Source organism: Kosakonia sp. AG348 (assembly GCF_003337365.1).
In the GTDB taxonomy this organism is placed as follows: domain Bacteria; phylum Pseudomonadota; class Gammaproteobacteria; order Enterobacterales; family Enterobacteriaceae; genus Kosakonia.
The window spans coordinates 72,222-98,386 of record NZ_QPJR01000002.1; the positions used below are offsets into that span (position 1 = coordinate 72,222).

Annotated in this window: 26 protein-coding genes and 1 other annotated feature; of the genes, 16 read left to right on the plus strand and 10 right to left on the minus strand. The window is 52.7% G+C overall.

What is annotated here, in order from left to right:
- Positions 1-2 precede the first annotated feature (2 nt).
- The gene (trpD, locus tag DFO56_RS04205) at positions 3-1,598 is read right to left on the minus strand and encodes a bifunctional anthranilate synthase glutamate amidotransferase component TrpG/anthranilate phosphoribosyltransferase TrpD (protein ID WP_045508045.1); all 1,596 of its coding nucleotides are present in this window, start codon (positions 1,596-1,598) and stop codon (positions 3-5) included.
- Entirely contained in the window at positions 1,598-3,160 is a 1,563-nt protein-coding gene (locus tag DFO56_RS04210) for an anthranilate synthase component 1 (RefSeq protein WP_045508047.1), read from the minus strand. The genes trpD and DFO56_RS04210 overlap by 1 nt, the downstream gene beginning before the upstream one ends.
- A gap of 26 nt (positions 3,161-3,186) precedes the next feature.
- Positions 3,187-3,281, minus strand: a sequence feature (Trp leader region).
- A 160-nt stretch (positions 3,282-3,441) separates the two neighbouring features.
- Between DFO56_RS04210 and rnm the strand changes: the two genes are divergently transcribed.
- The 3 genes from rnm (at position 3,442) to rluB (ending at position 5,930) form a co-directional block, all read left to right on the plus strand.
- Complete coding sequence (gene rnm / locus DFO56_RS04215) at positions 3,442-4,323, plus strand: RNase AM (protein ID WP_045508050.1); 882 nt, start codon at positions 3,442-3,444, stop codon at positions 4,321-4,323.
- Positions 4,320-4,940 carry an L-threonylcarbamoyladenylate synthase gene (locus DFO56_RS04220; RefSeq protein WP_016495863.1) on the plus strand — a complete coding sequence of 207 codons (621 nt, stop codon included), beginning with the start codon at positions 4,320-4,322 and terminating at the stop codon, positions 4,938-4,940. The genes rnm and DFO56_RS04220 overlap by 4 nt, the downstream gene beginning before the upstream one ends.
- A 99-nt stretch (positions 4,941-5,039) precedes the next feature.
- Complete coding sequence (rluB, locus tag DFO56_RS04225) at positions 5,040-5,930, plus strand: 23S rRNA pseudouridine(2605) synthase RluB (RefSeq protein WP_016495864.1); 891 nt, start codon at positions 5,040-5,042, stop codon at positions 5,928-5,930.
- A gap of 205 nt (positions 5,931-6,135) precedes the next feature.
- Here the strand turns inward: rluB and cobO are convergent, their stop codons facing one another.
- On the minus strand, positions 6,136-6,726 hold the full coding sequence (gene cobO, locus DFO56_RS04230; protein WP_016495866.1) for a cob(I)yrinic acid a,c-diamide adenosyltransferase: 591 nt from the start codon (positions 6,724-6,726) through the stop codon (positions 6,136-6,138).
- On the minus strand, positions 6,723-7,478 hold the full coding sequence (locus DFO56_RS04235; RefSeq protein ID WP_045508053.1) for a YciK family oxidoreductase: 756 nt from the start codon (positions 7,476-7,478) through the stop codon (positions 6,723-6,725). Before DFO56_RS04235 ends, cobO begins: the two co-directional genes overlap by 4 nt.
- Before the next feature lie 214 nt (positions 7,479-7,692).
- On the opposite strand from DFO56_RS04235, the gene sohB reads away from it, so the two are divergent.
- Positions 7,693-8,739, plus strand: a complete 1,047-nt coding sequence (sohB, locus tag DFO56_RS04240; protein WP_045508056.1) for a protease SohB — start codon at positions 7,693-7,695, stop codon at positions 8,737-8,739.
- A 30-nt stretch (positions 8,740-8,769) separates the two neighbouring features.
- Here sohB and DFO56_RS04245 read toward each other — a convergent pair whose 3' ends face one another.
- Positions 8,770-9,021, minus strand: coding sequence for a YciN family protein (locus DFO56_RS04245; RefSeq protein ID WP_016495869.1), 252 nt, complete (start codon positions 9,019-9,021; stop codon positions 8,770-8,772).
- A gap of 397 nt (positions 9,022-9,418) precedes the next feature.
- Between DFO56_RS04245 and topA the strand changes: the two genes are divergently transcribed.
- The 6 genes from topA (at position 9,419) to acnA (ending at position 16,907) form a co-directional block, all read left to right on the plus strand.
- A complete protein-coding gene (gene topA, locus DFO56_RS04250) occupies positions 9,419-12,016 on the plus strand; it encodes a type I DNA topoisomerase (RefSeq protein ID WP_045508058.1) in 2,598 nt (865 codons plus the stop codon).
- 180 nt (positions 12,017-12,196) lie between these two features.
- A complete protein-coding gene (gene cysB, locus DFO56_RS04255) occupies positions 12,197-13,171 on the plus strand; it encodes an HTH-type transcriptional regulator CysB (RefSeq protein WP_016495871.1) in 975 nt (324 codons plus the stop codon).
- 317 nt (positions 13,172-13,488) lie between these two features.
- On the plus strand, positions 13,489-13,650 hold the full coding sequence (locus DFO56_RS04260; RefSeq protein ID WP_082071763.1) for a YmiA family putative membrane protein: 162 nt from the start codon (positions 13,489-13,491) through the stop codon (positions 13,648-13,650).
- A 1-nt stretch (position 13,651) separates the two neighbouring features.
- Positions 13,652-13,822: a hypothetical protein gene (locus DFO56_RS24790; protein WP_016495872.1), complete on the plus strand. Its 171-nt coding sequence runs from the start codon at positions 13,652-13,654 to the stop codon at positions 13,820-13,822.
- A 138-nt stretch (positions 13,823-13,960) separates the two neighbouring features.
- Positions 13,961-14,059 carry a small membrane protein YmiC gene (gene ymiC / locus DFO56_RS24880; RefSeq protein ID WP_233500384.1) on the plus strand — a complete coding sequence of 33 codons (99 nt, stop codon included), beginning with the start codon at positions 13,961-13,963 and terminating at the stop codon, positions 14,057-14,059.
- A 172-nt stretch (positions 14,060-14,231) separates the two neighbouring features.
- Positions 14,232-16,907, plus strand: coding sequence for an aconitate hydratase AcnA (gene acnA, locus DFO56_RS04265; RefSeq protein ID WP_045508060.1), 2,676 nt, complete (start codon positions 14,232-14,234; stop codon positions 16,905-16,907).
- A gap of 46 nt (positions 16,908-16,953) precedes the next feature.
- On the opposite strand, the gene ribA is transcribed toward acnA, so the two are convergent.
- Positions 16,954-17,541, minus strand: a complete 588-nt coding sequence (gene ribA / locus DFO56_RS04270) for a GTP cyclohydrolase II (protein WP_016495874.1) — start codon at positions 17,539-17,541, stop codon at positions 16,954-16,956.
- 196 nt (positions 17,542-17,737) lie between these two features.
- Here ribA and pgpB point away from each other — a divergent pair, with 196 nt between their 5' ends.
- The 5 genes from pgpB to yciH all read left to right on the plus strand — a co-directional run bounded on the left by pgpB (position 17,738) and on the right by yciH (position 21,376).
- Positions 17,738-18,502: a phosphatidylglycerophosphatase B gene (gene pgpB / locus DFO56_RS04275; RefSeq protein WP_045508061.1), complete on the plus strand. Its 765-nt coding sequence runs from the start codon at positions 17,738-17,740 to the stop codon at positions 18,500-18,502.
- 140 nt (positions 18,503-18,642) lie between these two features.
- Entirely contained in the window at positions 18,643-18,951 is a 309-nt protein-coding gene (locus DFO56_RS04280; RefSeq protein WP_045508064.1) for a LapA family protein, read from the plus strand.
- A 6-nt stretch (positions 18,952-18,957) separates the two neighbouring features.
- Entirely contained in the window at positions 18,958-20,127 is a 1,170-nt protein-coding gene (gene lapB / locus DFO56_RS04285) for a lipopolysaccharide assembly protein LapB (protein WP_045508065.1), read from the plus strand.
- Between the two features lie 185 nt (positions 20,128-20,312).
- Positions 20,313-21,050, plus strand: a complete 738-nt coding sequence (gene pyrF, locus DFO56_RS04290) for an orotidine-5'-phosphate decarboxylase (RefSeq protein ID WP_045508068.1) — start codon at positions 20,313-20,315, stop codon at positions 21,048-21,050.
- On the plus strand, positions 21,050-21,376 hold the full coding sequence (gene yciH, locus DFO56_RS04295) for a stress response translation initiation inhibitor YciH (RefSeq protein WP_016495879.1): 327 nt from the start codon (positions 21,050-21,052) through the stop codon (positions 21,374-21,376). The genes pyrF and yciH overlap by 1 nt, the downstream gene beginning before the upstream one ends.
- A 111-nt stretch (positions 21,377-21,487) precedes the next feature.
- On the opposite strand, the gene osmB is transcribed toward yciH, so the two are convergent.
- From osmB to DFO56_RS04310, 3 genes are all read right to left on the minus strand, one after another.
- A complete protein-coding gene (gene osmB / locus DFO56_RS04300) occupies positions 21,488-21,706 on the minus strand; it encodes an osmotically-inducible lipoprotein OsmB (RefSeq protein WP_025263597.1) in 219 nt (72 codons plus the stop codon).
- Positions 21,707-21,962: 256 nt separating this feature from the next.
- Complete coding sequence (locus DFO56_RS04305) at positions 21,963-22,721, minus strand: DNA-binding transcriptional regulator YciT (RefSeq protein ID WP_044489347.1); 759 nt, start codon at positions 22,719-22,721, stop codon at positions 21,963-21,965.
- A 93-nt stretch (positions 22,722-22,814) separates the two neighbouring features.
- On the minus strand, positions 22,815-22,997 hold the full coding sequence (locus DFO56_RS04310) for a hypothetical protein (protein WP_016495882.1): 183 nt from the start codon (positions 22,995-22,997) through the stop codon (positions 22,815-22,817).
- 193 nt (positions 22,998-23,190) lie between these two features.
- Between DFO56_RS04310 and DFO56_RS04315 the strand changes: the two genes are divergently transcribed.
- Positions 23,191-24,057: a crotonase/enoyl-CoA hydratase family protein gene (locus DFO56_RS04315; RefSeq protein ID WP_016495883.1), complete on the plus strand. Its 867-nt coding sequence runs from the start codon at positions 23,191-23,193 to the stop codon at positions 24,055-24,057.
- On the opposite strand, the gene pdeR is transcribed toward DFO56_RS04315, so the two are convergent.
- Complete coding sequence (gene pdeR / locus DFO56_RS04320; RefSeq protein ID WP_045508072.1) at positions 24,054-26,045, minus strand: cyclic di-GMP phosphodiesterase; 1,992 nt, start codon at positions 26,043-26,045, stop codon at positions 24,054-24,056. The two genes, DFO56_RS04315 and pdeR, sit on opposite strands and share 4 nt — an antisense overlap.
- Positions 26,046-26,165 lie beyond the last annotated feature (120 nt).

The window sequence follows — 26,165 nt, forward strand, 5'->3', positions numbered from 1 at the left end:
TTTTACCCTCTTGCCGCAAGTGCGGTGACTTTGTCGTAGGCTGCTCCGCTGTGCAGCACATCCAGAACCTTCTGCGCGTTGGCCTGTAAATCCTCTTCGCCGTGCAGACGCATCAACATGGCGACATTGGCGGCGACGGCGGCTTCATGCGCGGCCTCACCTTTACCCTGGAGTAAGCGTGTCAGAATGTCACGGTTTTCTTCCGGTGTCCCGCCAGCCAGCGCCTCCTGATGGTACGGCGTCAGGCCAAAGTCGGCAGCGGTGAGTTGGTAACTTTTGATTTCGCCATCGTGCAGTTCGGCAACCAGTGTAGGCGCATGCAGTGACACTTCGTCCATGCCGCCGCTATGTACGACTGCCGCACGCTGATAACCGAGGACGCGCAGGGTTTCGGCAATCGGCAGCACCAGCTCCGGGCTATAGACGCCGATCAGCGCCAGCGGTGGGTGCGCCGGATTAATCAACGGGCCGAGCACGTTGAACAGAGTACGGGTTTTCAACTGCTGACGGACCGGCATTGCGTGGCGAAAACCGGTGTGATACTTCGGCGCAAACAGGAAACAGACACCCAGCTCATCGAGCGCGGTACGCGATTTATCTGCGTTCATATCCAGATTGATACCAAATGCCGCCAGCAAATCCGATGAGCCGGAACGGCTCGACACGCTGCGATTGCCGTGTTTGGCAACTTTCAGTCCGCACGCAGCAGCGACAAATGCACTGGCGGTGGAAATATTAATGCTGTTGCTGCCGTCGCCACCGGTGCCGACGATATCGGCAAAAGCATAGTCCGGGCGCGGGAACGGCGCGGCATTCTCCAGCAGTGCGGTGGCCGCTCCGGCAATTTCGTTGGGATGCTCACCGCGAATTTTCATACTGACCAGCGCGGCCGCCAGTTGTTCCGGCTTCAGCTCGCCGCGTACCACCGCAGAGAAAAGCTGGTGGCTCTCCTGCTGGCTGAGTGTTTGCGCCTGATACAGTTTTTCCAGAATCGGTTGCAGCGTATTCGTCTGCTCCAGTTTTTGCAGCGCCCAGGCCAGCGTTTGTTCCAGCAGACGTGCGCCTTGCGTGGTCAAAATCGACTCCGGGTGGAACTGGAAACCGCAAACGCGATCGGCGTCGTGACGCACCGCCATCACCATGCCGTTAAAATGGGCATTGATGGTTAATCCTGCCGGGATGTTGCTGCCCACCAGTGAGTGGTAACGCGCAACGGGAAGCGGGTTGCTTAACCCCGCGAACATCGCCTGGCCATCGTGTTCGATACTTGAGGCTTTGCCGTGCAGGATTTCACCAGCCTGGCCGACGTAGCCGCCATAGGCTTCAACAATCGCCTGGTGACCGAGGCAGATACCGATAATCGGTAACTTGCCGCGCAACCGCGTAAGCAGCTCCGGCATGCAGCCAGCTTCAGACGGTGCGCCTGGACCTGGAGAAAGCATCAGCACCGGGTTTTGCATTGTCTGAAGGCGGTCGATCAAGGTCTGCGCCGGAACATGGTTACGGTAAATCACCACGTTGTGTCCGCTCGCACGCAGCTGATCCGCCAGGTTGTAAGTAAAGGAATCGATGTTATCAAGCAGCAGAATGTCAGCCATCAGAAAGTCTCCTGAGCGTGGTGTGCGGTAGCGATAGCGCGCAGAACCGCGCGAGCTTTATTACGGGTTTCATCGGCTTCGGATTGCGGAACGGAATCCAGCACGACACCCGCGCCTGCCTGTACCGTTGCCACACCGTCCTCCACCCACGCAGAACGAATTACGATGCAGGTATCCAGATCGCCATGGGCGGTGAAATAACCCACCGCGCCGCCGTAACTACCGCGACGTGTGCCTTCCGCTTTGGCGATTAACTGCATTGCACGCACTTTTGGCGCACCGCTCAAGGTGCCCATATTCATGCAGGCGCGGTAGGCGTGCAGAACATCCAGATCCTGACGCAGCTCACCCACCACGCGTGAAACCAGGTGCATCACGTAGGAGTAGCGATCGACTTTGGTTAAATCAGCGACATAGCGGCTACCCGGTGTGCAGATGCGCGCCAGATCATTACGCGCCAGATCCACCAGCATTAAGTGTTCTGACAGTTCTTTGTGGTCGGTACGCATCTCCAGTTCAATACGGCTGTCGAGATCGCGATCCAGTGAACCATCCGGACGGCGTCCACGCGGACGGGTACCGGCGATAGGGTAGATCTCAATCTGGCGGTTGCTGGCGTCGTATTTCAGCGAGCTTTCCGGTGAGGCACCGAACAGGGTGAAATCGTTATCCTGCATAAAGAACATGTACGGGCTGGGGTTGCTCTTTTTTAACACTTCGTAAGCCGCCAGCGGTGAAGGGCAAGGCAGGGTGAAGCGACGAGACGGTACTACCTGAAAAATCTCGCCCGCGCGAATCGCTTTTTGCATTTCGCGAACCACTGCGCCGTACTCTTCATCACTCTGGTTGCAGTCGCAGCGCATATGTTCAACTTTCTCCACCGGCAACGCTCCGGCCGGGTGATCCAGCTGCTGGCGCAGGGTGTCGATTCGCTGGAGCAGGCGGTCTTTTTCCTCTGCTGAAGGCGTAAACAGGCTTGCCTGGATACGGGTTTGCTGTTTCTGGTGGTCGATCACCAGTAAGGTTTCGGCGAGGTAAAAGCAGTAGTCCGGGCAACGGCGATCGTGCGTAAGCTGCGGTAAATCTTCAAAACCGGCTACCAGGTCATACGCGAACAAGCCGCCGAAGAACATGGCTTCGCGTTCATCGCAAGGGACGTCGACCAGGTTTTGTAATAAGCGAAAAGCATCAAACACAGAGAGCGAACAGAGGCGGGCGTCTTCATCCAGCAGGCTGCTGACCGGCGGGAATCGCAGCTCGCGCCCATCGGGGAGCAGGGTGTTTTCAACACCGGCTGGAAGGGCGTTATCCAGCAGCGCCAGGAGTGCTGCTCCATTTTCAGTTAATGCTGTAATGGTGACAGTGTCACCAAGCGCGGTGATACGCAACGCGCTATCAACCAACAGCAGGCTTTTTAAGTCACTTTTACTATCAATATCCGCTGATTCCAGCAACAGGGTTGCCGGTCGGGCAGCGCATAATTGATGGAACAATGCCGTCGGGTTACTGCGGTAGCTGGCGTTGCTGGTCAGAAGTTCGAGTGCTGGTTTTTGCGTTTGCATAGTCGCTCTCATTATTTATTTTGTTCAAAAAAAAGCCCGCTGGGTGAGCGGGCCTGGTATCGGTATGCTGAATGCGCACGTGATCTCACAGCCCTTGTCAGGGAGTGCGCCACCAGCGAGTAACAGAGAAATGGGCATTCATGTTTGCGATACCTTGTCGTGTGAACTTGCGTACTAGTTAACTGGTTCAGGAAAAGAAAGTCAACCTCGAATTCAGAAAATATTCTCTGGACTGTATGATAGGCGACAAACCGACGTCCAGATGAATTAGCGGAGCCGCTTTGAGCGACACGAATTACGCCATTATTTACGATCTTCACAGCCATACGACGGCCTCTGACGGTCTGCTTTCCCCGGAACAACTGGTGCATCGCGCGGTAGAAATGCGCGTCGGTACGCTGGCGATAACCGACCACGATACCACCGATGCCATTCCTGCAGCCCGTGCGGAAATTGTCCGTGCCGGACTGGATTTGCAGCTTATCAGCGGTGTGGAGATCTCCACCGTCTGGGAAAACCACGAAATACATATTGTTGGTCTGAATATTGATATTGACCACCCGACGCTGCGTACTTTTTTGCAGGCGCAATCTGAATGCCGGGTCCAGAGGGCGAAACTGATTGCTGAGCGTTTAGAAAAAGCGCACATTCCCGGTGCCTGGGAAGGCGCGCAACGGCTGGCGCAGGGGGCGAACGTAACGCGCGGACACTTTGCCCGTTTCCTGGTGGAACAGGGCAAAGCGAGCAATATTGCCGATGTGTTTAAAAAGTATCTGGCACGGGGCAAAACGGGATACGTTCCTCCCCAGTGGTGTACAATAGAACAAGCTATTGATGTGATTCATCATTCTGGCGGAACGGCGGTAATGGCCCACCCTGGTCGCTATAACCTTTCTGCTAAATGGCTGAAAAGGCTGCTGGCGTATTTTGCACAGTGCGGCGGTGAGGCGATGGAAGTCGCCCAATGCCAGCAGGCTCCCAACGAGCGAACGCAGCTCGCCGCGTATGCCTGTCAGTTTGGTTTACTGGCGTCGCAAGGTTCTGATTTCCATCAGCCTTGCCCATGGATTGAACTGGGGCGCAAACTCTGGCTTCCGGCCGGTGTTGAGGGCGTATGGCTGAAATGGGAGCAGCCGCAACAGAACAGAGAGAGGGAAGTATGAGTCAATTTTTTTATATTCATCCGGAAAACCCCCAGCCGCGGTTGATTAACCAGGCGGTAGAAATTGTGCGTAAAGGCGGCGTCATCGTGTACCCCACCGATTCCGGTTATGCGTTGGGCTGTAAAATTGAAGACAAAGGGGCGATGGAGCGTATTTGCCGCATTCGTCACCTGCCGGATGGCCACAACTTTACGCTGATGTGCCGCGATTTATCGGAGCTGTCGACGTATGCCTTTGTCGATAACGTGGCTTTTCGTCTGATTAAAAATAATACGCCCGGCAATTACACGTTTATCCTGAAAGGGACAAAAGAGGTGCCGCGCCGTTTATTGCAGGAAAAACGCAAAACGATTGGGCTGCGCGTACCGTCGAACCCGATTGCGCTGGCGCTGCTGGAAACGCTCAACGAACCGATGCTCTCCACCTCGTTAATGCTGCCGGGCAGTGATTTTACCGAATCCGATCCGGATGAAATTAAAGATCGGCTGGAAAAAGTGGTGGATTTAATCATCCACGGTGGCTATCTCGGCCAACAACCGACGACGGTGGTCGATTTAACCGAATCGACACCCGAGGTTATTCGCGAAGGGGTTGGCGACGTTAAGCCTTTCTTATAGTGGCGCAAGCCGCTATACTACGCGGCCATTTCAGCAGCGGCTTCGCCGACCTGATGACCCTATTCGACGCCTGTGAAGGCGACACCTGAAGGAAGCTCTATGAGCGAGAAACTACAGAAAGTGCTGGCGCGAGCTGGCCACGGTTCCCGCCGTGAAATCGAATCTATTATTGAGGCTGGCCGCGTAAGCGTGGACGGCAAAATCGCCACACTGGGCGATCGCGTGGAAGTAACGCCTGCGCTGAAAATCCGTATCGATGGCCACCTCATTTCGGTGAAAGAGTCCGTGGAGCAGATCTGCCGCGTGCTGGCGTACTACAAACCGGAAGGTGAACTCTGTACGCGTAACGATCCGGAAGGACGCCCGACAGTTTTTGATCGTCTACCGAAACTGCGCGGCGCGCGCTGGATCGCGGTAGGTCGCCTCGACGTTAATACCTGCGGTCTGTTGCTGTTTACCACCGATGGTGAACTGGCGAATCGACTGATGCACCCGAGCCGTGAAGTTGAGCGTGAATACGCGGTACGTGTTTTTGGCGAAGTTGATGACGCGAAGTTGCGCGATCTGTCGCGCGGTGTGCAGCTGGAAGATGGCCCGGCGGCGTTTAAAACCATCAAGTTCAGCGGTGGCGAAGGCATTAACCAGTGGTATAACGTCACCCTGACCGAAGGGCGCAACCGTGAAGTGCGTCGTCTGTGGGAAGCGGTTGGCGTACAGGTTAGCCGCCTGATCCGCGTACGTTACGGTGATATTCCGCTGCCAAAAGGATTGCCTCGCGGCGGCTGGACGGAACTCGATCTGGCGCAAACTAACTACCTGCGTGAGCTGGTGGGGCTGGATGCGGAAACGCAATCCAAAGTGGCCGTGGAGAAAGATCGCCGTCGCATGAAAGCGAACCAGATCCGCCGCGCGGTGAAACGTCACAGCCAACCGGCTGGCAAGTCCGGTGGTGGTCGTCGTCCCGGCAGTTCGCGTAATAAAAACGACTGATCTTAATAAAGAATATGAGAAAGGGGCGAAAGCCCCTTTTTTGTTGCTCACCAAAGAATCATGTCAGTGGATGTGGAACTGATTTGGTTCAGCCCGATCGCTTGCGTGAAATCTCACGCGGTAGCTGTAGCTGCTTGCTAAGGTCTGCGGCCCGGTCTCCAGGGGTAAAAAGCGCTGCCTGCAATGACGGCAGCCTTACGTCGCGTCAGTAATCGATACCTTGTTGCGCTTTTACGCCCGCTTCAAAAGCGTGTTTCACCGGTCGTAATTCGCTGACGGTATCCGCCAGGTCAAGAATATCGCGGTGGCAGCCGCGTCCGGTGATAATCACCGTCTGGTTTGCCGGGCGTTTGCGTAACGCGTCAAGTACCGTTTCCAGCGGCAGGTAATCATAGGCCACCATATAGGTCAGTTCATCCAGCAGCACCATATCCAGCGCGGGATCGGCCAGCATTCGTTCGGCATGTTGCCAGACCGCTAGACATGCTGCGGTGTCGCTTTCGCGGTTTTGCGTATCCCAGGTAAAACCGGTTGCCATCACCTGGAATTCCACGCCCAGCGGTTCCAGCAGGTTGCGTTCGCCATTCGGCCACGTCCCTTTGATAAACTGAATGGCGCCCACTTTTTTACCATGGCCGACTGCGCGTGTTGCTGTGCCGAATGCGGCGGTGGTTTTCCCTTTACCGTTTCCAGTAAAAACAATAATGATCCCGCGTTCATCCTGTGCGGCAGCGACGCGCGCATCGACACGCTCTTTTACGCGCTGCTGGCGTTGCTGATATCGTTCTTCGCTCATTGTGAAATTCCTGGTTTGCGACCCGGTTGGGCATCAAAACTCATACCGGTTTTACGGCGGCTGTCATCGCCCATCAGCCACAGATAAAGCGGCATAATATCGGCGGGGGTTTTCAGTTTGTCTGGATCTTCGGTCGGAAAGGCGCTGGCACGCATTCTGGTGCGCGTACCGCCTGGGTTAATACAGTTGACCCGCACCCGGTTTTGATACTCTTCGGCCAGCACCTGCATCATCCCTTCGGTGGCAAATTTCGACACAGCATAAGCGCCCCAGTTAGCACGTCCCTGGCGGCCAACGCTCGAGGAGGTGAAAACCAGAGAGCCGCAGTCCGATTTAAGTAATAAAGGAAGAAGCGCCTGGGTGAGATAAAAAGTGGCGTTCACGTTGACCTGCATCACCTCGTTCCAGACTGCCGGAACCTGCTCGATCATTGGCGATACATCCCCGAGTAAACCGGCATTGTGCAATACACCGTCCAGACGCGGCACGGTGGCCGCAATGGTATCAGCCAGTTGCTGGCACATTTCCGGGGTGCAGCTTGCCATATCGAGGGTAAACCACTGCGCTTGCTGGCCTTCTTGTTGAATATCGCGCGCAACCTGCTGTAATTTCGCGTCGTCTCGGCCCAGCAGAATGAGGCTCGCGCCGTAGCGGGCGTAGGTCAGCGCCGCTTCTTTGCCGATGCCGTCGCTGGCACCGGTCACCAGAATGATGCGATCGTTTAACAAATCGCGTTGTGGCTGATAATGCACACTCTCTCCTCAGGCCGGAGCCTGTTATCGCCTTCACATGTTGGCTTTATGCCTTAAACAGAGGGCTATTTCAATCAGCCTGCGGGAAGGTTGCGCAACCTTTACGAAAAAATTCAGCAACATGGCACATTGTACCAATGGCTTACGCGAGACGTGCCAGCATCGCTCATGTACACTGGTGCGATTGTCGAGTGGTGTAATCGAGGTGGTATGCATGGAATTACTGTCTGAGTATGGCCTGTTTCTGGCCAAAATCGCGACTGTCGTCGTGGCGATTGCTGTTGTGGCCGTGCTGATTGTTAATTTGACACAGCGCAAACGCCAGCGGGGAGAACTGAAAATCACCCGTTTGAGTGAGCAATATAAAGAAATGCAGGAGGAGATGTCGGTCTCCTTGCTGGATGATCACCAACAGAAACACTGGCACAAAGCGCAGAAGAAAAAACTGAAGCTGGAAGCTAAAGCGGCAAAAGCGAAGGCGAAGGCCAGCGAACAGCAAGACAAAGGCGCGCCGCGTGCCTATGTGCTCGATTTCAAAGGCAGTATGGACGCGGGCGAAGTCAACGCATTGCGTGAAGAGATTACAGCAGTGCTGGCGGTGGCAACGCCGCAGGATCAAGTCGTTGTGCGGCTGGAAAGCCCGGGAGGCGTGGTGCATGGCTACGGTCTTGCCGCTTCCCAGTTACAACGTTTGCGCGACAAGCATATCCCGTTGACCATCGCCGTCGACAAAGTGGCTGCCAGTGGCGGCTATATGATGGCCTGCGTGGCCGATAAAATTGTTGCGGCACCGTTCGCGATCATCGGGTCTATCGGCGTGGTAGCGCAGATCCCCAACTTTAACCGCTTCCTCAAAGGCAAAGAGATCGACATTGAGCTGCACACGGCGGGTCAGTTCAAACGTACGCTGACACTGCTTGGTGAAAACACGGAAGAAGGGCGGCAGAAATTTCGCGAGAGCCTGAACGAAACTCACGATCTGTTTAAAGGTTTTGTTCATCAGATGCGGCCAGAACTGGACATTGAAAGCGTGGCGACGGGTGAGCACTGGTACGGCTCCCAGGCGCTTGATAAAGGGCTGATCGATGCCATTGGCACCAGCGATGATCTGCTGCTGGGGCTTATCGAAGATCACGAAGTGATTGGTGTGCGCTATCAGCAGCGTAAAAAACTGATGGAGCGTTTTACGGGCAGTGCGATGGAGAGTATCGATCATTTGCTGATGCGCTGGTGGCAGCGCGGGCAAAAACCGATGATGTAAAAACGCGAGGCTTCGGCCTCGCGTTTTCTTTTAGTCAATCAGATGATATTTTTCAGAAAGCTCATGCGCTAAGTATTTGAACATGTTGAATACCGCTGTACTTTTCGCCGTCGGTAAGCCTTGCTCATCAAGAAAATACTCGCCGCTGAAAACCAGTACGCCGTTACGCTGGCTGACGCCGGTCGCGACGATACCGGATAGCGTGTCGTCATGCTCACTGATCATTTTATTAGCCAGTTCAAGCAGAGACTGGCGATTGATAGGCTGAGATGTCTCTTGCATTTTTCTACTCCTCAAAAAATTTCGTCAGTTTACCGCTGGCCCGGTTCCCGGGCAAATTTTCCCTGTTTTTGCAAGGGCTTTGCCTGGGCGTTGTGCTGGCGTGATCCGCTTTTGCATGCTAATAAAGTTGCGTAACAAATTTTATCAGGTACAGTGTGACGCTTTCGTCAATCTGGCAACAGATTTGCTTGACATTCGACCGTTATATCGTTGTGCTACTCCGCCCTTGCGCGAAAAAGCCTGTAAACTCAGTCACCTGAACGCTCCGTTTTACGCGCTTTGTTAAAAAAAGGGTTGATATCCATTGACGCCGCCGCAATATTGAATGCTCGTCGCCGGTGGGTCTGAAGCGACATGCGACGAATTTCTGGAAGAATTTAATTAGGTAAAGGTGAATATGGGTAAAGCTCTCGTTATCGTTGAGTCCCCGGCAAAAGCCAAAACGATCAATAAATATCTGGGTAATGACTATGTGGTTAAATCCAGCGTTGGTCATATCCGTGATTTGCCGACCAGTGGCTCAGCACCCAAAAAGAGCGCAGACTCAGCCTCCGCCAAAACGGCTAAGAAGCCTAAAAAGGATGAACGCGGCGCTCTTGTCAATCGCATGGGGATCGACCCATGGCACAACTGGGATGCACATTATGAAGTGCTGCCCGGTAAAGAGAAGGTGGTTTCCGAGCTGAAATCGCTGGCGGAAAAAGCCGACCACATCTATCTCGCAACCGACCTTGACCGCGAAGGGGAAGCCATTGCGTGGCACCTGCGGGAAGTGATCGGTGGCGACGAGAAACGCTACAGCCGTGTCGTGTTTAACGAAATTACCAAGAATGCGATTCGTCAGGCCTTCGAAACGCCGGGCGAACTGAATATTGACCGTGTGAATGCTCAACAGGCGCGCCGTTTTATGGACCGCGTGGTGGGCTACATGGTGTCTCCACTGCTGTGGAAGAAAATTGCCCGCGGCCTCTCCGCCGGTCGCGTACAGTCGGTCGCCGTGCGATTAGTTGTTGAGCGCGAACGCGAAATTAAAGCGTTTGTGCCGGAAGAGTTCTGGGAGATCGACGCTGCTACAGCGACGCCTGGTGGCGATACGCTGCCGCTGCAGGTGACTCATGAAGGGGATAAAGCCTTCCGTCCGGTTAATCGCGAGCAAACCATGGCGGCGGTCAGCCTGCTGGAAAAAGCGCGTTATACGGTGCTGGAGCGGGAAGATAAGCCGACCAGCAGCAAACCGGGTGCACCATTTATTACCTCTACGCTGCAACAGGCCGCCAGTACGCGGCTGGGTTTTGGCGTGAAGAAAACCATGATGATGGCGCAGCGCCTGTATGAAGCCGGCTACATCACTTATATGCGTACCGACTCGACAAACCTGAGCCAGGACGCCGTGTCGATGGTGCGCAATTACATTGCTGATAATTTCGGTAAAAAATACCTGCCGGAAAACGCTAATCAGTACGCCAGCAAAGAGAACTCTCAGGAGGCGCACGAAGCTATTCGTCCTTCCGATGTCGCGGTGTTAGCTGAATCGTTAAAAGACATGGAAGCCGACGCGCAGAAGCTTTATCAGCTGATCTGGCGCCAGTTTGTTGCCTGTCAGATGACGCCTGCTCAGTATGATTCCACCACGCTGACGGTGGGCGCAGGCGATTTCCGTCTTAAAGCTCGTGGCCGCATCCTGCGTTTCGATGGCTGGACAAAAGTGATGCCCGCGCTGCGCAAAGGTGATGAAGATCGTACGTTGCCTGCGGTGAATAAAGGCGATGTTCTTTCGCTTGTAGAGTTAACGCCGGCACAGCACTTTACCAAACCACCTGCGCGTTTTAGCGAAGCTTCGCTGGTAAAAGAGCTGGAAAAACGCGGCATCGGCCGCCCGTCTACCTATGCGTCGATCATCTCGACCATTCAGGACAGGGGTTATGTGCGTGTTGAAAGCCGCCGTTTTTATGCGGAAAAAATGGGCGAAATTGTTACCGATCGTCTGGAAGAGAATTTCCGCGAGCTGATGAACTACGATTTTACCGCACAGATGGAAGACAGCCTCGACCGCGTGGCGAACCACGAAGCGGAATGGCGCAAGGTGCTGGACAGCTTCTTTGGCGATTTCTCTCGCCAGCTGGAGCAAGCTGAACAGGACCCTGAAGCGGGCGGTATGCGTCCGAATCAGATGGTACTGACCAGCATCGATTGTCCGACATGTGGGCGTAAAATGGGCATTCGTACCGCCAGCACCGGGGTTTTCCTTGGCTGTTCCGGCTATGCGTTACCGCCGAAAGAGCGCTGCAAAACCACCATTAACCTGGTGCCGGAAAACGAAGTGCTCAATGTGCTGGAAGGCGAAGACGCGGAAACCAACGCGCTGCGCGCCAAACGTCGTTGCCAGAAATGTGGTACGGCGATGGACAGCTATCTGATCGATCCGAAGCGTAAACTGCATGTCTGTGGGAATAACCCAACCTGCGATGGCTACGAGATCGAAGAGGGTGAATTCCGCATCAAAGGGTATGACGGCCCAATCGTTGAGTGTGAAAAATGCGGTTCTGAAATGCACCTGAAAATGGGGCGTTTTGGTAAGTACATGGCTTGCACCAACGACGAGTGTAAAAACACGCGTAAGATCCTGCGTAACGGTGAAGTTGCACCGCCGAAGGAGGATCCGGTACCGTTGCCGGAGTTGCCGTGCGAAAAATCGGATGCCTATTTTGTTCTGCGTGATGGCGCAGCCGGGGTGTTCCTCGCGGCGAATACCTTCCCGAAATCTCGCGAAACACGTGCACCGCTGGTAGAAGAACTGTACCGCTTCCGTGACCGTCTGCCGGAAAAACTGCGCTATCTTGCGGACGCCCCGCAGGAAGATCCGCAGGGCAATAAAACCATTGTGCGTTTTAGCCGCAAGACCAGGCAGCAATATGTTGCTTCGGAAAAAGACGGGAAAGCGACCGGGTGGTCAGCGTTTTATATCGACAATAAATGGACTGAAGCTAAAAAGTAGTTTTTTCAGCCATATACCTTCAGGGGCCGGTTTTCCGGCCCTTTTTATTTGCGCGTTATTATTCTTTGTTCGCTGCTATACACGGAAGCTATAAATGATATAGTTGTTATAGCTAACCGCTTTTTTATTATCAAATCGTATTAAGCGATAACCCCGTTTGCGTACTTCGGATGGTCTGTTATGAAACTACAGCAGCTTCGTTATATCGTCGAGGTGGTGAATCACAACCTCAACGTCTCTTCCACGGCGGAAGGGCTCTATACCTCTCAGCCTGGCATCAGTAAACAAGTCCGCATGCTGGAAGATGAGCTCGGCATACAAATCTTCGCCCGCAGTGGCAAACATCTCACTCAGGTGACGCCCGCCGGGCAGGAAATCATCCGCATTGCGCGTGAAGTATTGTCCAAAGTTGATGCAATTAAATCGGTGGCGGGGGAACACACCTGGCCGGATAAGGGCTCGCTGTATGTAGCTACCACGCATACCCAGGCGCGGTATGCGCTGCCGAATGTGATTAAAGGGTTTATCGAACGCTATCCGCGCGTTTCATTGCACATGCACCAGGGATCGCCGACGCAGATTGCAGAAGCGGTTTCTAAAGGCAATGCTGATTTCGCCATCGCCACTGAAGCGCTGCATCTTTACGATGATCTGGTGATGTTACCGTGCTACCACTGGAATCGCTCGATCGTGGTGACACCCGATCATCCGCTGGCGTCTAAGCAGTCCGTCAGTATTGATGAGCTGGCGCAATATCCACTGGTGACTTACACCTTTGGCTTCACCGGACGTTCAGAACTCGACACAGCGTTTAATCGAGCAGGATTGACGCCACGAATCGTTTTCACCGCGACAGATGCAGACGTTATCAAAACATATGTCAGACTCGGGCTGGGAGTAGGGGTTATTGCCAGCATGGCGGTGGATCCGATCTCCGATCCGGACCTTGTTAAACTGGATGCTCACGAAATCTTCAGCCACAGCACCACAAAAATAGGTTTCCGTCGCAGCACGTTCCTGCGCAGCTATATGTATGATTTTATTCAGCGCTTCGCGCCACATTTAACGCGCGATGTGGTCGATGCAGCCGTGGCGTTGCGTTCTAATGAAGATATAGAAGCGATGTTTAAAGATATTAAGTTGCCGCAGAAATAATGCCGTAGGGTATCTTATCGCCCGAAAAGATACCCATAATGTCTCCTAAAGCCAAATTAGAATTATCTTCATCTTTGATACAATCACCTTTCCGGGTGATTGCCTTCACAATTTTAAACCCGACACTGTCACTATTTAGCGACAAAAATAGAAACTAAATTGCCGCTCTGCAAATTTATTACTTCAATAATTTATTTCGGGTCAAAAGATTAAATATTTCTTTGGAATTGGTGAGTAAATTCACTGGATTTTCGGCTAAAGTTCTTTTAGGATTTGTCTCATCTCATGATTAATTACACCGATTGTTGGTACCCAAAATGATAAGTGATGTCGATTGTACGAGGTTAGCAATGCCATCAGGAAGTGAAGAGCCGCAAAGGGACCCTGAGCTTAAGCGTAAAGCCTGGCTGGCGGTATTTCTTGGCTCTGCCGTGTTTTGGGCAGTCGTCGCGTTATTGATCTGGAAATTCTGGGGTTAAAATGGCTATAGCGGGTCGATTCGAACCGGTTAAGCAAGTATGTCAACTGCATGACACACCAGCTAAAGCGAAAAAGAAACCTGTGACCTCTATTCCGGCTTCCTGGAAGCTGACGCCGCAGCAACAAGCTTTTATTGATGCCTTCTCTGAAGACGACATCAAAAAACAATAAAAATATCATCAGAATAAACGTGGGAAATTATCCCGGCTATTCATTGATGCGTTCTTTTGTACTCTTTAATTAATACACAGCATAAATGAATTGAGTAATGACTCAGTTTTAATGAATAGATTTTCTGGTAATAAATTTATGAGTAATGATTGCGGAATGAAATACTGGTCGTGGTTAGCCGCTTTTTCTGTTTCCATTCTTTTCTGGGGACAGATTCTCTGGGCTGCCCTTCGCTAATGAATTGAAAAACCTCGCATCAGCGAGGTTTTTTATTTCCCTTCTCCTGAAAGATTTTCCCTTTTGTAGCAATTTTGGTTGTTATCAAAACGTTACGATATGTTTGTGTTATCTTTAATACAGACCCTGAAGAGCATCAGGGTAAGCAATCCCTGTAATTAAGGAGGAGCACATGTCGTCAACCCTACGCGAAGCCAGTAAGGACACGTTGCAGGCAGAGAACAAAACTTATCACTACTACAGCTTGCCGCTGGCCGCTAAACAACTTGGGGATATCGCGCGGTTACCCAAGTCGCTAAAAGTTTTACTCGAAAATCTCCTGCGCTGGCAGGATGAAGAATCTGTCACTGAAGAAGATATCCGTGCTCTGGCCGGTTGGCTCGACAGTGCGCACGCCGATCGCGAAATCGCTTATCGCCCTGCAAGGGTTCTGATGCAGGACTTTACCGGTGTTCCCGCCGTCGTTGACTTAGCGGCGATGCGTGAAGCGGTGAAACGTCTTGGGGGCGATACCGCTAAAGTGAACCCGCTATCCCCGGTCGATCTGGTGATTGACCACTCCGTGACCGTTGATCACTTCGGTGATGATGACGCCTTCGAAGAGAACGTCCGTCTTGAAATGGAACGTAACCATGAGCGTTATGCTTTCCTGCGCTGGGGCCAGCAGGCGTTTAGCCGTTTCAGCGTGGTGCCGCCGGGAACAGGAATATGCCACCAGGTAAATCTCGAATACCTCGGCAAAGCGGTCTGGAGCGAATTGCAGGGCAAAGAGTGGGTTGCCTATCCTGACACGCTTGTCGGCACTGACTCTCATACCACCATGATTAATGGCCTCGGTGTATTGGGCTGGGGCGTGGGCGGGATTGAAGCCGAAGCAGCGATGCTCGGGCAGCCGGTCTCTATGCTGATCCCTGATGTTGTCGGTTTTAAACTGAGCGGTAAATTGCAAGAAGGGATCACGGCAACCGATCTGGTGCTGACGGTCACGCAAATGCTGCGCAAACACGGCGTTGTCGGTAAATTTGTTGAGTTTTACGGCGATGGCCTTGATTCGCTGCCGCTTGCCGACCGCGCCACCATTGCCAATATGGCCCCGGAATATGGCGCAACCTGCGGCTTTTTCCCTATCGATGGCGTGACGCTCGATTATATGCGCCTGAGTGGCCGTAGCGAAGAGCAAGTCGCGTTGGTGGAGGCTTATGCGAAAGCTCAAGGTATGTGGCGTAACCCGGGCGATGAACCTGTCTTTACCAGCACACTTGAACTGAACATGCACGACGTCGAAGCGAGCCTCGCCGGGCCAAAACGCCCTCAGGATCGTGTCGCGCTGAGCGATGTGCCTAAAGCCTTTGCAGCCAGCTCAGAACTTGAACTGAACACGGCGCAAAAAGATCGCAAACCGGTCGAGTACGTGCTGAACGGGCAGAAATATGAATTGCCGGACGGTGCGGTAGTGATTTCTGCGATCACTTCTTGTACCAACACCTCAAACCCCAGTGTGTTGATGGCCGCCGGGCTGCTGGCCAAAAAAGCGGTCACCGCCGGGCTCAAACGACAGCCATGGGTGAAAGCATCGCTGGCGCCTGGTTCGAAAGTGGTTTCTGACTATCTGGCGCAGGCGCGATTAACGCCTTATCTGGATGAACTGGGTTTTAACCTTGTCGGTTACGGTTGTACTACCTGTATCGGTAACTCTGGACCGTTACCTGAGCCTATTGAACAGGCGATCCGTGAAGGCGATCTTACCGTTGGTGCGGTGCTTTCAGGCAACCGCAATTTCGAAGGACGTATTCACCCCCTGGTAAAAACGAACTGGCTTGCTTCACCGCCGCTGGTGGTGGCTTATGCGCTGGCGGGCAATATGAATATCAACCTCGCCACCGACCCGCTCGGTCATGATCGGAAGGGCGATCCGGTCTATTTGAAAGATATCTGGCCAACAAGTAGTGAGATCGCCCGTGCGGTTGAGCAAGTCTCAACTGAAATGTTCCGCAAGGAGTATGCCGAGGTGTTTGAAGGCACGCCGGAGTGGAAGGCGATTGAGGTTGAGCACTCCGATACGTATAGCTGGCAGAATGACTCGACTTACATCCGGTTATCACCCTTCTTTGAAGATATGCAGGCGCAGCCAAAACCGGTGGAAGATATTCATGGGGCGCGGATCCTGGCGATGCTCGGTGATTCGGTCACGACCGACCATATTTCGCCAGCAGGCAGTATCAAAGCGGACAGTCCGGCGGGCCGCTATCTTCAAAGCCATGGCGTCGAGCGCCGGGATTTTAACTCCTATGGTTCGCGACGTGGCAATCATGAAGTAATGATGCGCGGGACATTCGCCAATATCCGTATTCGCAACGAAATGGTGCCGGGCGTTGAAGGCGGCATGACGCGTCATTTGCCGGGCAGCGAAGTGGTCTCTATTTATGATGCCGCGGTACGCTACCAGCAAGAGGGTACGCCGCTGGCGGTGATTGCCGGCAAAGAGTATGGTTCAGGCTCCAGCCGCGACTGGGCGGCAAAAGGGCCGCGCTTGTTGGGAGTTCGGGTGGTAATTGCTGAATCTTTCGAGCGTATTCACCGTTCCAACCTGATTGGTATGGGGATCCTGCCGCTTGAGTTCCCACAAGGCGTGACGCGAAAGACGCTGGCTTTGACGGGGGAGGAAAAGCTGGACGTTGTCGATCTGCAAAATATCACGCCCGGTGGAACCTTATCCGTGACATTAACCCGCGCCGATGGTAAGCAGGAGACGCTGGCGTGCCGCTGTCGCATTGATACCTCGACGGAGCTGACCTATTACCGCAACGATGGCATTCTGCATTACGTGATCCGTAATATGTTAAACTAAAACAAAGGCCTGCATTTGCAGGCCTGTTTCATCACCGATGGGGCGCTTATTTCAGCAGGTGCCCCATTTTTTCTGCTTTGGTATCGAGATAGTGCGCGTTTTTCGGGTTACGCCCGACGATCAGCGGTACGCGCTCTACAATATTGATTCCTGCCTCGGTAAGGATTTCAACTTTTTTTGGATTATTGGTCAGCAGACGAACTTCGTCTACCGCCAGCAATTTAAACATATCCGCGCAAAGCGTGAAGTCGCGTTCATCGGCAGCAAAACCTAACTGATGGTTCGCTTCAACGGTGTCATAGCCCTGATCCTGCAACGCATACGCGCGAATTTTATTCAGCAAACCGATGTTACGGCCTTCCTGGCGATGATAAAGCAGTACGCCGCGTCCTTCTTCTGCAATGTGATTGAGTGCCGCTTCAAGCTGAAAACCGCAATCACAGCGCAGGCTGAACAAGGCATCGCCGGTCAGACACTCGGAGTGAACGCGCGCAAGTACGGGCAGTTGCCCGGAAATATCACCGAAAACAAGAGCGACATGATCCTGCCCGGTTGCCAGTTCTTCAAAACCCACCATCAGGAAGTCGCCCCATGGGGTTGGCAGTTTGGCTTCTGCCACACGTTTAAGTTGCATGTGAATCTCCGGATTTTTAGTGGTGCACTGCGCACCTGTAGCCTGTTGGCCTTCTGTATAACCTCATTTTGCCACAATGCATTACGCATCGCCTACAGGTGACCCACGCATTACAGTTTAAACGCACAAATGCGCAGGTTTCAGCGGAAATGTTATTTTTCAGTTATATTGGTTCGCGAAATCAGAAGGAGAAAAGATGCTTTCCATTGCAATGCGAACAACAGCAGGTGCGGCGATTTTATTGATAATGCCGCTGATAATGTGGATTTCCGGCTGGAACTGGGAGCCGGGGCAAACCCGCTGGTGGCTGCATTTTTTATACTGGTTAACAGAAACCGTTACCCAACCGTGGGGAATTATCACGCATGTCGTGTTGTGCGTGTGGTTTCTCTGGTGCCTGCGTTTTCGCCTCAAGGCTGCAGTGATGCTGTTCGTTATTCTTGGCTGCGCGATTTTGGCAGGACAGGGGGTTAAATCTTTTGTCAAAGAGCGTGTTCAGGAGCCGCGACCTTTCGTCCTGTGGCTGGAAAAAACGCACGATGTTCAGGCCGAACAGTTCTACACTTTGAAACGTAAGGACCGGGGAGAGTTAGTGAAAAAACAGCTCTCCAGCCAGCATGATATTCCTGGGTTTTTACGTAAACACTGGCAAAAAGAGACGGGTTTCGCATTTCCCTCCGGACATACCATGTTTGCCGCAAGTTGGGCATTATTAGCCGTGGGGTTGCTGTGGCCACGCAGACGCACATGGACGATTGCTGTGCTGCTTGTGTGGGCGACAGGCGTGATGGGGAGCCGGCTGCTGTTAGGCATGCACTGGCCGCGCGATTTGGTGGTTGCGACGTTGATATCCTGGCTGCTTGTGACGCTGGCGACCTGGCTTGCCCAGCGTATTTGTGGCCCGCTCACGCCGCCTGCGGAAGAAGTACCGGAAATTATTGCTCGCGATCAAGAGGGTTGATTTCCGCTGTTTCGCCCGCAAATCAGAATTTAACATCATGCATTTCCATTTCGCGCCGGGCGCTAAAATGGTAGTTTATAGGGCTGAATGCAGTCGTTGCATATAAATTCATCGCTCGGCAGCACATAACGGGACGTAATGTGAAATATTTACTCATTTTCTTACTGGTGTTAGCGATTTTTGTTGTGTCGATTACCCTTGGCGCGCAAAACGATCAGCAAGTCACATTCAACTATTTGCTCGCACAGGGTGAATACAGGATTTCCACGCTGCTGGCCGTGCTGTTTGCTGCTGGTTTTATTATCGGCTGGCTGATTTGTGGCCTTTTCTGGCTACGCGTTCGCGTTTCTCTGGCGCGCGCCGAACGTAAAATCAAACGTCTTGAGCACCAGCTTACTCCTGCCACAACTGTTACGGTTGCAACCGGCTCAACGGCAGTGAAGGAATAATATTTTATGCTGGAGTTGTTGTTTCTGTTGTTACCTGTCGCGGCTGCCTATGGCTGGTATATGGGGCGCAGAAATGCTCAACAGACGAAACAGGATGAGGCTAACCGGCTGTCACGTGAATACGTCGCCGGGGTTAACCTTTTACTGAGTAATCAGCAAGATAAAGCGGTTGATCTGTTCCTCGATATGTTGAAAGAGGACACCGGAACCGTTGAAGCGCACCTCACTCTCGGCAACCTTTTTCGCTCGCGCGGTGAGGTTGACCGTGCAATCCGTATTCATCAGACATTGATGGAAAGCGCGTCCCTCTCTTACGACCAGCGCCTGCTGGCGGTGCAGCAACTTGGCCGCGACTATATGGCGGCCGGTATGTATGATCGCGCGGAAGATATGTTTAACCAATTGGTGGATGAAACTGATTTTCGGGTCGGTGCGCTCCAGCAATTGCTGCAAATTTATCAGGCGACCAGTGAGTGGCAAAAAGCCATCGATGTCGCTGAGCGGCTAGTGAAACTCGGCAAAGATAAGCAGCGGGGCGAAATCGCGCATTTCTACTGTGAGCTGGCGTTGCAGCAGATGGGCAACGAAGAGATGGGGCGGGCGATGGCATTGCTGAAAAAAGGCGCTGCCGCCGATCGTGACAGCCCGCGCGTCTCTATCATGATGGGCCGTGTGTTTATGGCCGATGGCGATTATGCAAAAGCGGTGGAGAGCCTGTTACGCGTTATCGATCAGGATAAAGAACTCGTCAGCGAAACGCTGGAAATGCTGCAAACCTGCTATCAGCAATTGGGTAAAAATGATGAATGGGCAGCATTTTTACAGCGTTGCGTGGAAGAAAACACCGGTGCGACTGCCGAATTGATGTTGGCAGATATTATGGAGCGCCGCGATGGGCCTGACGCGGCGCAGAGTTATGTTACGCGACAACTGCAGCGGCATCCCACCATGCGCGTTTTCCATAAGCTAATGGATTACCACCTCAACGAAGCCGAAGAGGGGCGCGCCAAAGAGAGTCTGATGGTGCTGCGTGAAATGGTGGGCGAGCAGGTGCGCAGTAAACCCCGTTATCGCTGCCATAAATGTGGATTCACCGCGTTTACCATGTACTGGCATTGTCCGTCTTGCCGGGCGTGGTCGACCGTTAAACCGATTCGCGGCCTGGATGGCCAGTAATTTTTAAAAACAACATCATTAGTTACAACATACTAATGATGTTTTTTTGACTCTGCGGCATCTGCGCTGGTCTTCGCTTAGCAGCAAAAAATCGAACCTGTTATTTCTACGCGCTCACGGGTAGAATGCTCGCCGTTTATTCTTCTCGCGCCTGAGCGGGTGCCCTCATTTCAGAAGGTCTGATCATGACGTCTACTGTTTTATCGACTTCCCGCACCGTTACTGCTTCCCCGATTGTAGTAGCACTTGATTACGATAACCGCGACACGGCCATGGCGTTTGTTGACCGTATCGATCCGCGTGATTGCCGCCTGAAAGTTGGCAAAGAGATGTTCACCTTATTCGGCCCGCAACTGGTGCGCGATCTGCAACAGCGCGGTTTCGATATTTTTCTCGATTTGAAATTCCATGACATTCCCAACACGACAGCGCATGCGGTGAAAGCGGCGGCAGATTTAGGTGTCTGGATGGTGAATGTGCATGCTTCTGGCGGCGCGCGGATGATGACGGCTGCGAAAGAAGCGCTGCTTCCGTTTGGTAAAGATGCGCCGTTACTGATTGCCGTCACCGTATTGACCAGCATGGAAGCGAGTGATTTACAGGATCTTGGCATCAACGCATTGCCTGCAGAGCATGCGGAGCTCCTGGCTCGCCTTACGCAGCAATGTGGCCTTGATGGCGTTGTTTGCTCCGCTCAGGAAGCTGTCCGTTTTAAGAACGCATTAGGCAAGGAATTCAAACTGGTCACGCCAGGAATACGCCCAGTCGGCAGCGAGTCTGGCGATCAGCGCCGCATCATGACGCCGGAACAGGCGCTTGCGGCAGGCGTAGACTATATGGTGATTGGCCGTCCGGTTACGCAGTCTGCCGACCCGGCGAAAACACTTAAAGCGATTAATGCATCGTTGGGTATGGGGGAATAATGAAAGACGACAACAGCCGTCTGGTCTATTCGACCGAAACCGGGCGCATTGACGAGCCAAAAGAGCAACATACACGCCCGAAAGGTGATGGTGTTGTACGTATCCAGCGTCAGACCAGCGGCCGCAAAGGCAAAGGCGTGTGCCTGATAACCGGCATTGATGAAGATGATGAAGCACTGGCTAAGCTGGCCGCAGAATTAAAGAAAAAATGCGGCTGCGGTGGTTCGGTGAAAGAGGGCGTCATTGAGATCCAAGGCGACAAACGTGATTTACTCAAATCATTGCTGGAAGCCAAAGGGATGAAAGTGAAATTAGCGGGTGGTTAAACCAGAATACAGAAAGGCCGCGATTATTACCGCGGCCTTATTATTTACACTGTGAAACGTAGACCTGAAAAAGAAAGTATTATTTTTTATTGTCGCCGTTTAAATGACCAATTACTTACCAACCTGGTGACCGATGATACCGCCGACAGCTGCACCGCCCAGCGTACCGAGCGTACTACCATCCGTCAGCACAGCACCACCAAGCGCACCCGCACCCGCACCGATTGCGGTATTACGATCGCGTTTAGACCAGTGACCACAAGCGCTCAGAGACATTGCCAGGGTAACTGCCAGTACTGCTGCGGCCATTTTTTTGCTTGTTAACATCATCATACTTTCTCCTGAATAATCGATTCACGGAAGAATGTTCTCTTTAAGTATAGTGCCTGTGAGCGGACCTAAAGATTCCCCGTGAAACCTTGCTGCGCAGGTATAATTCAATCACGTCAGTGATAGTCACTTCCTGTTATATCGCTAATAATAATTTTACGCGCAGACCGGTAACAAGACAGGTAAATAGTCTTAATCGAAACGTCAGAATAGTCTCAGATATGAGGGAGATAGCCCGCGCCGCGGGCTAACAGGATTAGCGAAACCCGCCAGTGTTAACGATATCGACAATCAGGCCTTTTTGCTGCAGTTGAAGATGTGCTTCCGGCTTAAGGGCTGAATCGGTGATCACCCGCTGAAAGCGTTCATCGGGGCCAAGCGTATAAGGATGGACTACGCCAAACTTGGAGCTATCGGTGAGCACAATCGCTTCGCTGCCTTTTTCCAGCACGGCATTGACCACGTCAGTACGCATCATGTCGCGCCCGGTAAAACCCGTTTCCGGTTGCCAGCCATCGATCCCGATAAAGGCTTTGCTGAAATGCACCTGCTGAATGTACTGGCGCGTCAGCGGGCCGACCATGCTTTCACTCTTTTTCTGATAAATGCCGCCAAGCAGGATCACTTCACACAACGCTTCTTTGAGCAGATGAGCTATATAGCTGCTCACAGTGATAATGGTGATATCACGCTGTTCGCCCAGTTTACGGGCGAGGAGGGCGTTACTGCTGCCATTTTCAATAAACACTGTTTCACCTGAACTCACCAGCGATGCTGCAAAATCAGCCAAATCACGCTTCACGGTGTAGTTGTTCATCATGCGTGTTTCTACATCGTCACTGTCCAGCGGCACAGCAAAACCATGCGTACGGCGCAAATAGCTTTGTTTTTCGAGCGTATTCAGATCCTGACGAATCGTGACTTCAGATACCCCGGTCATACGCGCGAGGTCTGTAACACTCATTTGGCCCTTGTCGATGACCGTCTGCAAAATAAGTTGTTGTCGGGAATTCATAGCCACATATTTCGAATAATGGTTTGAAGAAAGGGAATCGCCAGTACGCGCGTCGCATTCCCGGCTGCCGCGTCATGGCGAAAATAAGGGTAGTTAAATTTCCCAGGGTGTTTTCGGCGCACCAGAAGAGGCCGCTTTATCGTTGTTATCGAGATCCAATAATTCCGCCTTCAAAATTTCCAGGTTCCGAATGGCGGATTGGTAATCCCCCGCAACCAGAATATCCAGAACGGTATCTATCCGGCCGGCAAGGTGTTTCACGTCGATGTCTGCCATACCTTCACCTTTATGTCGAAAAACGAATGAATTCAATGATGCAGAAAACAGTTTAAAAAGAGAAGGAAAAAAAGGAAATCTCAAAAACTTATAAGCGCCAATTATATATTCATTACGCAACAAAGAGCTGGCTCTGGCGGTGGATTAGTCTTGCAGTGCGCGCAATGCGCTTTTATTACCGGAGGATAAAGCAATGACGATTATCAACCAGACCACCTGCAAACTGTTTACTGACGAAGAACGCTTTACGCAGCTTTCTGGCTATTACGAGGAGGAGCGCCGTACCGTGTGGATGATGCTGCGCGCAAGGCCAAGACCTTGCTTCAACCATGCGTTAATTGAGGAGATCATGAATATTTCCTGGCTTGTCCGACAAGCGGGATTTGCCGTTGATTTTTGGGTAACCGGATCGTTAGTCCCCGGCATGTTCAACACCGGCGGCGATCTACAATTTTTTGTTGATTGTATCAAGAATGGTCGACGCGAAGCCCTGCGCGCCTATGCCCGCGCCTGCGTGGATTGTGTTCACGCCGCGTCAAGAGGGTTTGACACGGGAGCCATCTCGCTGGCGATGGTCGAAGGCAGTGCGCTCGGAGGCGGTTTCGAAGCCGCGCTGGCGCACCATTTCGTGCTGGCGCAGCGCGACGCACGACTCGGTTTCCCGGAAATCGCCTTCAATCTTTTTCCCGGTATGGGCGCGTACTCACTGGTAGCGCGTCGTTCGGGAATGAAACTGGCGGAAGAGCTGATCTACAAAGGGGAGTCGCACGCGGCAGAGTGGTATGAGGCGCAAGGGCTGGTGGATGTCTCTTTCGAATCCGGGCAGGGGTTCCTTGCGACACGTACCTTTATCGATACCCTGCAACCCCGGTTAAACGGTGTGCGGGCAATGCTGCGCGCCCGCCAGCGCGTTTTGCAGTTACCGCGCAGTGAACTGATGGACATTACCGAAGACTGGGTGGACTCGGCTTTCTGTTTGCAACCGAAAGATATTGCTTATATGGAACGTTTAGTCCTGTTACAGGATCGCCACGCTGCGGTGGCGCTGAAAGCGGGCTAACGCGATTTACGTGCCTGATAACGCCTGAACCACCGCTCGAATACGGCAGCGGGCATTGGTTTGGCAAATAAAAAACCCTGCCGTTCATTGACGCCATTCTTTGTAAGAAAGGCGTCTTCTTTTGCATTCTCCACACCTTCAGCAATCACCTGCAAATTAAGCGCTTGTGCGACGGCGACAATCGCCCGCACCAGTGATTGCGATATTGGCTGCTTATGCACTTCGCGGACAAAAGATTGATCGAGTTTGATAGCGTCCAGCGGAAAACGCGCCAGTTGCGACAGGGACGAGTAACCTGTGCCGAAGTCATCAAGATGCACCTGCGCGCCCAGCGCACTGAATTGCTGAATAACCGACAACGCCAGCTCCTCGTTTTCAATCAAGCAGCTCTCGGTCAGCTCCACATCAATTGGGCAATATTCAAATTTAAGATCCAGCAGCGCTTGTTTCAGATCGCTGAAAATTGTCTGATCCGCCAGTTGGCGCGCAGAGACGTTTACCGCTACGCGCACAAATATGCCTTTGTCGCGCCATTTCGCCACTTGCCGCACCACATCCAGCATGACCCAGCGCCCCAGCGGCACAATCAAACCTGACTCTTCAGCATAGGAGATAAAGTCCAGCGGCGGGATCAGGCCACGCTCCGGCGATTGCCAGCGGACCAGCGCTTCAAGGCTACGTACTTCGCCGCACCAGGTGATCTTGGGCTGGTAATGGATCACCAGTTGCTCTTTTTCCAGCGCTTTACGCAGATTGGTATCAAGCCATAAATATTCAAATACGCGTTGATTCATTTCCGGCGAGAAGACGCAAAACTTGCCGCGGCCACTCTCTTTAGCGGTATACATCGCCGTGTCGGCGTTGCGGATCACGCTTTCCCGGTCATTACCGTGCTGCGGAGCCAGCGAAATGCCCAGCGAACAGCCGGTGTAAACTTCAATAAGGCCGATACGGAAAGGCTGGCGTAAACGGGTCAGAATGCGCGATGCCATCGCTTCCAGCAGGCTCTGCGAAGTGTCTGTTGCCAGTACGATAAACTCATCGCCGCCGAGCCTTGCAAGCACCTGGCCTTCGTCCAGACAACTCAATATGGCCAGCGCGACTGCCTGCAAGAGTTGATCGCCGAACATATGCCCATAGGCATCATTCACTTTTTTAAAATTATCCAGATCAAGATAGACAATGCCGACCTGCGTTTCCCCGCGCGCGCTTATCGCATCGCTAATTAACTCATTAATAGCGTTGCGATTGGGTAAACCCGTCACCGTATCGGTGTTGGCGAGAACCCGCAATCGCTCTTGCGCACGCCGCTCTTCGGTAATATCCGTACCGGAGCAGATGAGGTAAATTTCATTTTTACCGCTGCCGCTGTGAACAAACTTATTGCGAAACAGAAATAAACGCTGGCCTTTACGGGTTTTAACCCAGCGTTCCACTTCATATGGCCTACCGTCACGAAAAAAACCGCTGATATTGCGTTTTGAAGCCACCGCTTCGCTGCGGCTCATAAACAGTTTAAAAACGTTTTGCCCGATGACCTCTTGCTCTTTCATGCCGGTGTATTCTTCGCTCAGACGATTAAACCGCTGAATATTCCCGTGCTTATCGAGGATCACAATCACTGAATTCGCTTCGGAAACAACTTGCTCTGCGAAGGAGAGGCCTTGCACCAGATCGCGGGCTACTGACTTGGTATCGTGCCAGGCCGATGCGCTACCCGCCCAGGCTTTGCGGGATATTTTCCTGCCGACGAGGTGCACGGCAACGTCCTCGCCGAATAAAGAGAGATGCATCGTGAGGCTGGACGTGATGACCGTCATTTCGCGGATCCGCGCTGCTTGCTCGTCGCTCAGCGCAACAACCTGGCTGACATCGGCGTTTTCGTCCGGAGCAAAGTGCAGTGCGTTACTGTCGGCGGTTAAACGCCAAAAGGGGCTTGTCGAACCCAGATAGCGAAACAGCAGGTTCTGTTCCTGAAAGTCTTTCATGCAATCTCCCAACCCACATAAAAGCGCAACGGGTACACAATTTATTGACGGATAACCGCCTTTTTAAAGGGGGTAATCAGGCATGAACGTGTTGTTTCTTCTTGGAATGTTTTGTTAAAA

Bases quoted from the DNA above. Each gene is read 5' to 3' on its own strand.
- DFO56_RS04305 (WP_044489347.1), bottom strand. From the start codon at position 22,721: ATGAATTCCCGACAACAACTTATTTTGCAGACGGTCATCGACAAGGGC.
- ribA (WP_016495874.1), bottom strand. From the start codon at position 17,541: ATGCAACTTAAACGTGTGGCAGAAGCCAAACTGCCAACCCCATGGGGC.
- DFO56_RS04245 (WP_016495869.1), bottom strand. From the start codon at position 9,021: ATGCAAGAGACATCTCAGCCTATCAATCGCCAGTCTCTGCTTGAACTG.
- DFO56_RS04315 (WP_016495883.1), top strand. From the start codon at position 23,191: ATGACGATTATCAACCAGACCACCTGCAAACTGTTTACTGACGAAGAA.
- pgpB (WP_045508061.1), top strand. From the start codon at position 17,738: ATGCTTTCCATTGCAATGCGAACAACAGCAGGTGCGGCGATTTTATTG.
- DFO56_RS04210 (WP_045508047.1), bottom strand. From the start codon at position 3,160: ATGCAAACGCAAAAACCAGCACTCGAACTTCTGACCAGCAACGCCAGC.
- pyrF (WP_045508068.1), top strand. From the start codon at position 20,313: ATGACGTCTACTGTTTTATCGACTTCCCGCACCGTTACTGCTTCCCCG.
- sohB (WP_045508056.1), top strand. From the start codon at position 7,693: ATGGAATTACTGTCTGAGTATGGCCTGTTTCTGGCCAAAATCGCGACT.
- DFO56_RS04220 (WP_016495863.1), top strand. From the start codon at position 4,320: ATGAGTCAATTTTTTTATATTCATCCGGAAAACCCCCAGCCGCGGTTG.
- acnA (WP_045508060.1), top strand. From the start codon at position 14,232: ATGTCGTCAACCCTACGCGAAGCCAGTAAGGACACGTTGCAGGCAGAG.
- DFO56_RS04260 (WP_082071763.1), top strand. From the start codon at position 13,489: ATGATAAGTGATGTCGATTGTACGAGGTTAGCAATGCCATCAGGAAGT.
- cobO (WP_016495866.1), bottom strand. From the start codon at position 6,726: ATGAGCGAAGAACGATATCAGCAACGCCAGCAGCGCGTAAAAGAGCGT.
- DFO56_RS04310 (WP_016495882.1), bottom strand. From the start codon at position 22,997: ATGGCAGACATCGACGTGAAACACCTTGCCGGCCGGATAGATACCGTT.
- topA (WP_045508058.1), top strand. From the start codon at position 9,419: ATGGGTAAAGCTCTCGTTATCGTTGAGTCCCCGGCAAAAGCCAAAACG.
- yciH (WP_016495879.1), top strand. From the start codon at position 21,050: ATGAAAGACGACAACAGCCGTCTGGTCTATTCGACCGAAACCGGGCGC.
- pdeR (WP_045508072.1), bottom strand. From the start codon at position 26,045: ATGAAAGACTTTCAGGAACAGAACCTGCTGTTTCGCTATCTGGGTTCG.
- rluB (WP_016495864.1), top strand. From the start codon at position 5,040: ATGAGCGAGAAACTACAGAAAGTGCTGGCGCGAGCTGGCCACGGTTCC.
- osmB (WP_025263597.1), bottom strand. From the start codon at position 21,706: ATGATGTTAACAAGCAAAAAAATGGCCGCAGCAGTACTGGCAGTTACC.
- trpD (WP_045508045.1), bottom strand. From the start codon at position 1,598: ATGGCTGACATTCTGCTGCTTGATAACATCGATTCCTTTACTTACAAC.
- DFO56_RS24790 (WP_016495872.1), top strand. From the start codon at position 13,652: ATGGCTATAGCGGGTCGATTCGAACCGGTTAAGCAAGTATGTCAACTG.
- cysB (WP_016495871.1), top strand. From the start codon at position 12,197: ATGAAACTACAGCAGCTTCGTTATATCGTCGAGGTGGTGAATCACAAC.
- ymiC (WP_233500384.1), top strand. From the start codon at position 13,961: ATGAGTAATGATTGCGGAATGAAATACTGGTCGTGGTTAGCCGCTTTT.
- lapB (WP_045508065.1), top strand. From the start codon at position 18,958: ATGCTGGAGTTGTTGTTTCTGTTGTTACCTGTCGCGGCTGCCTATGGC.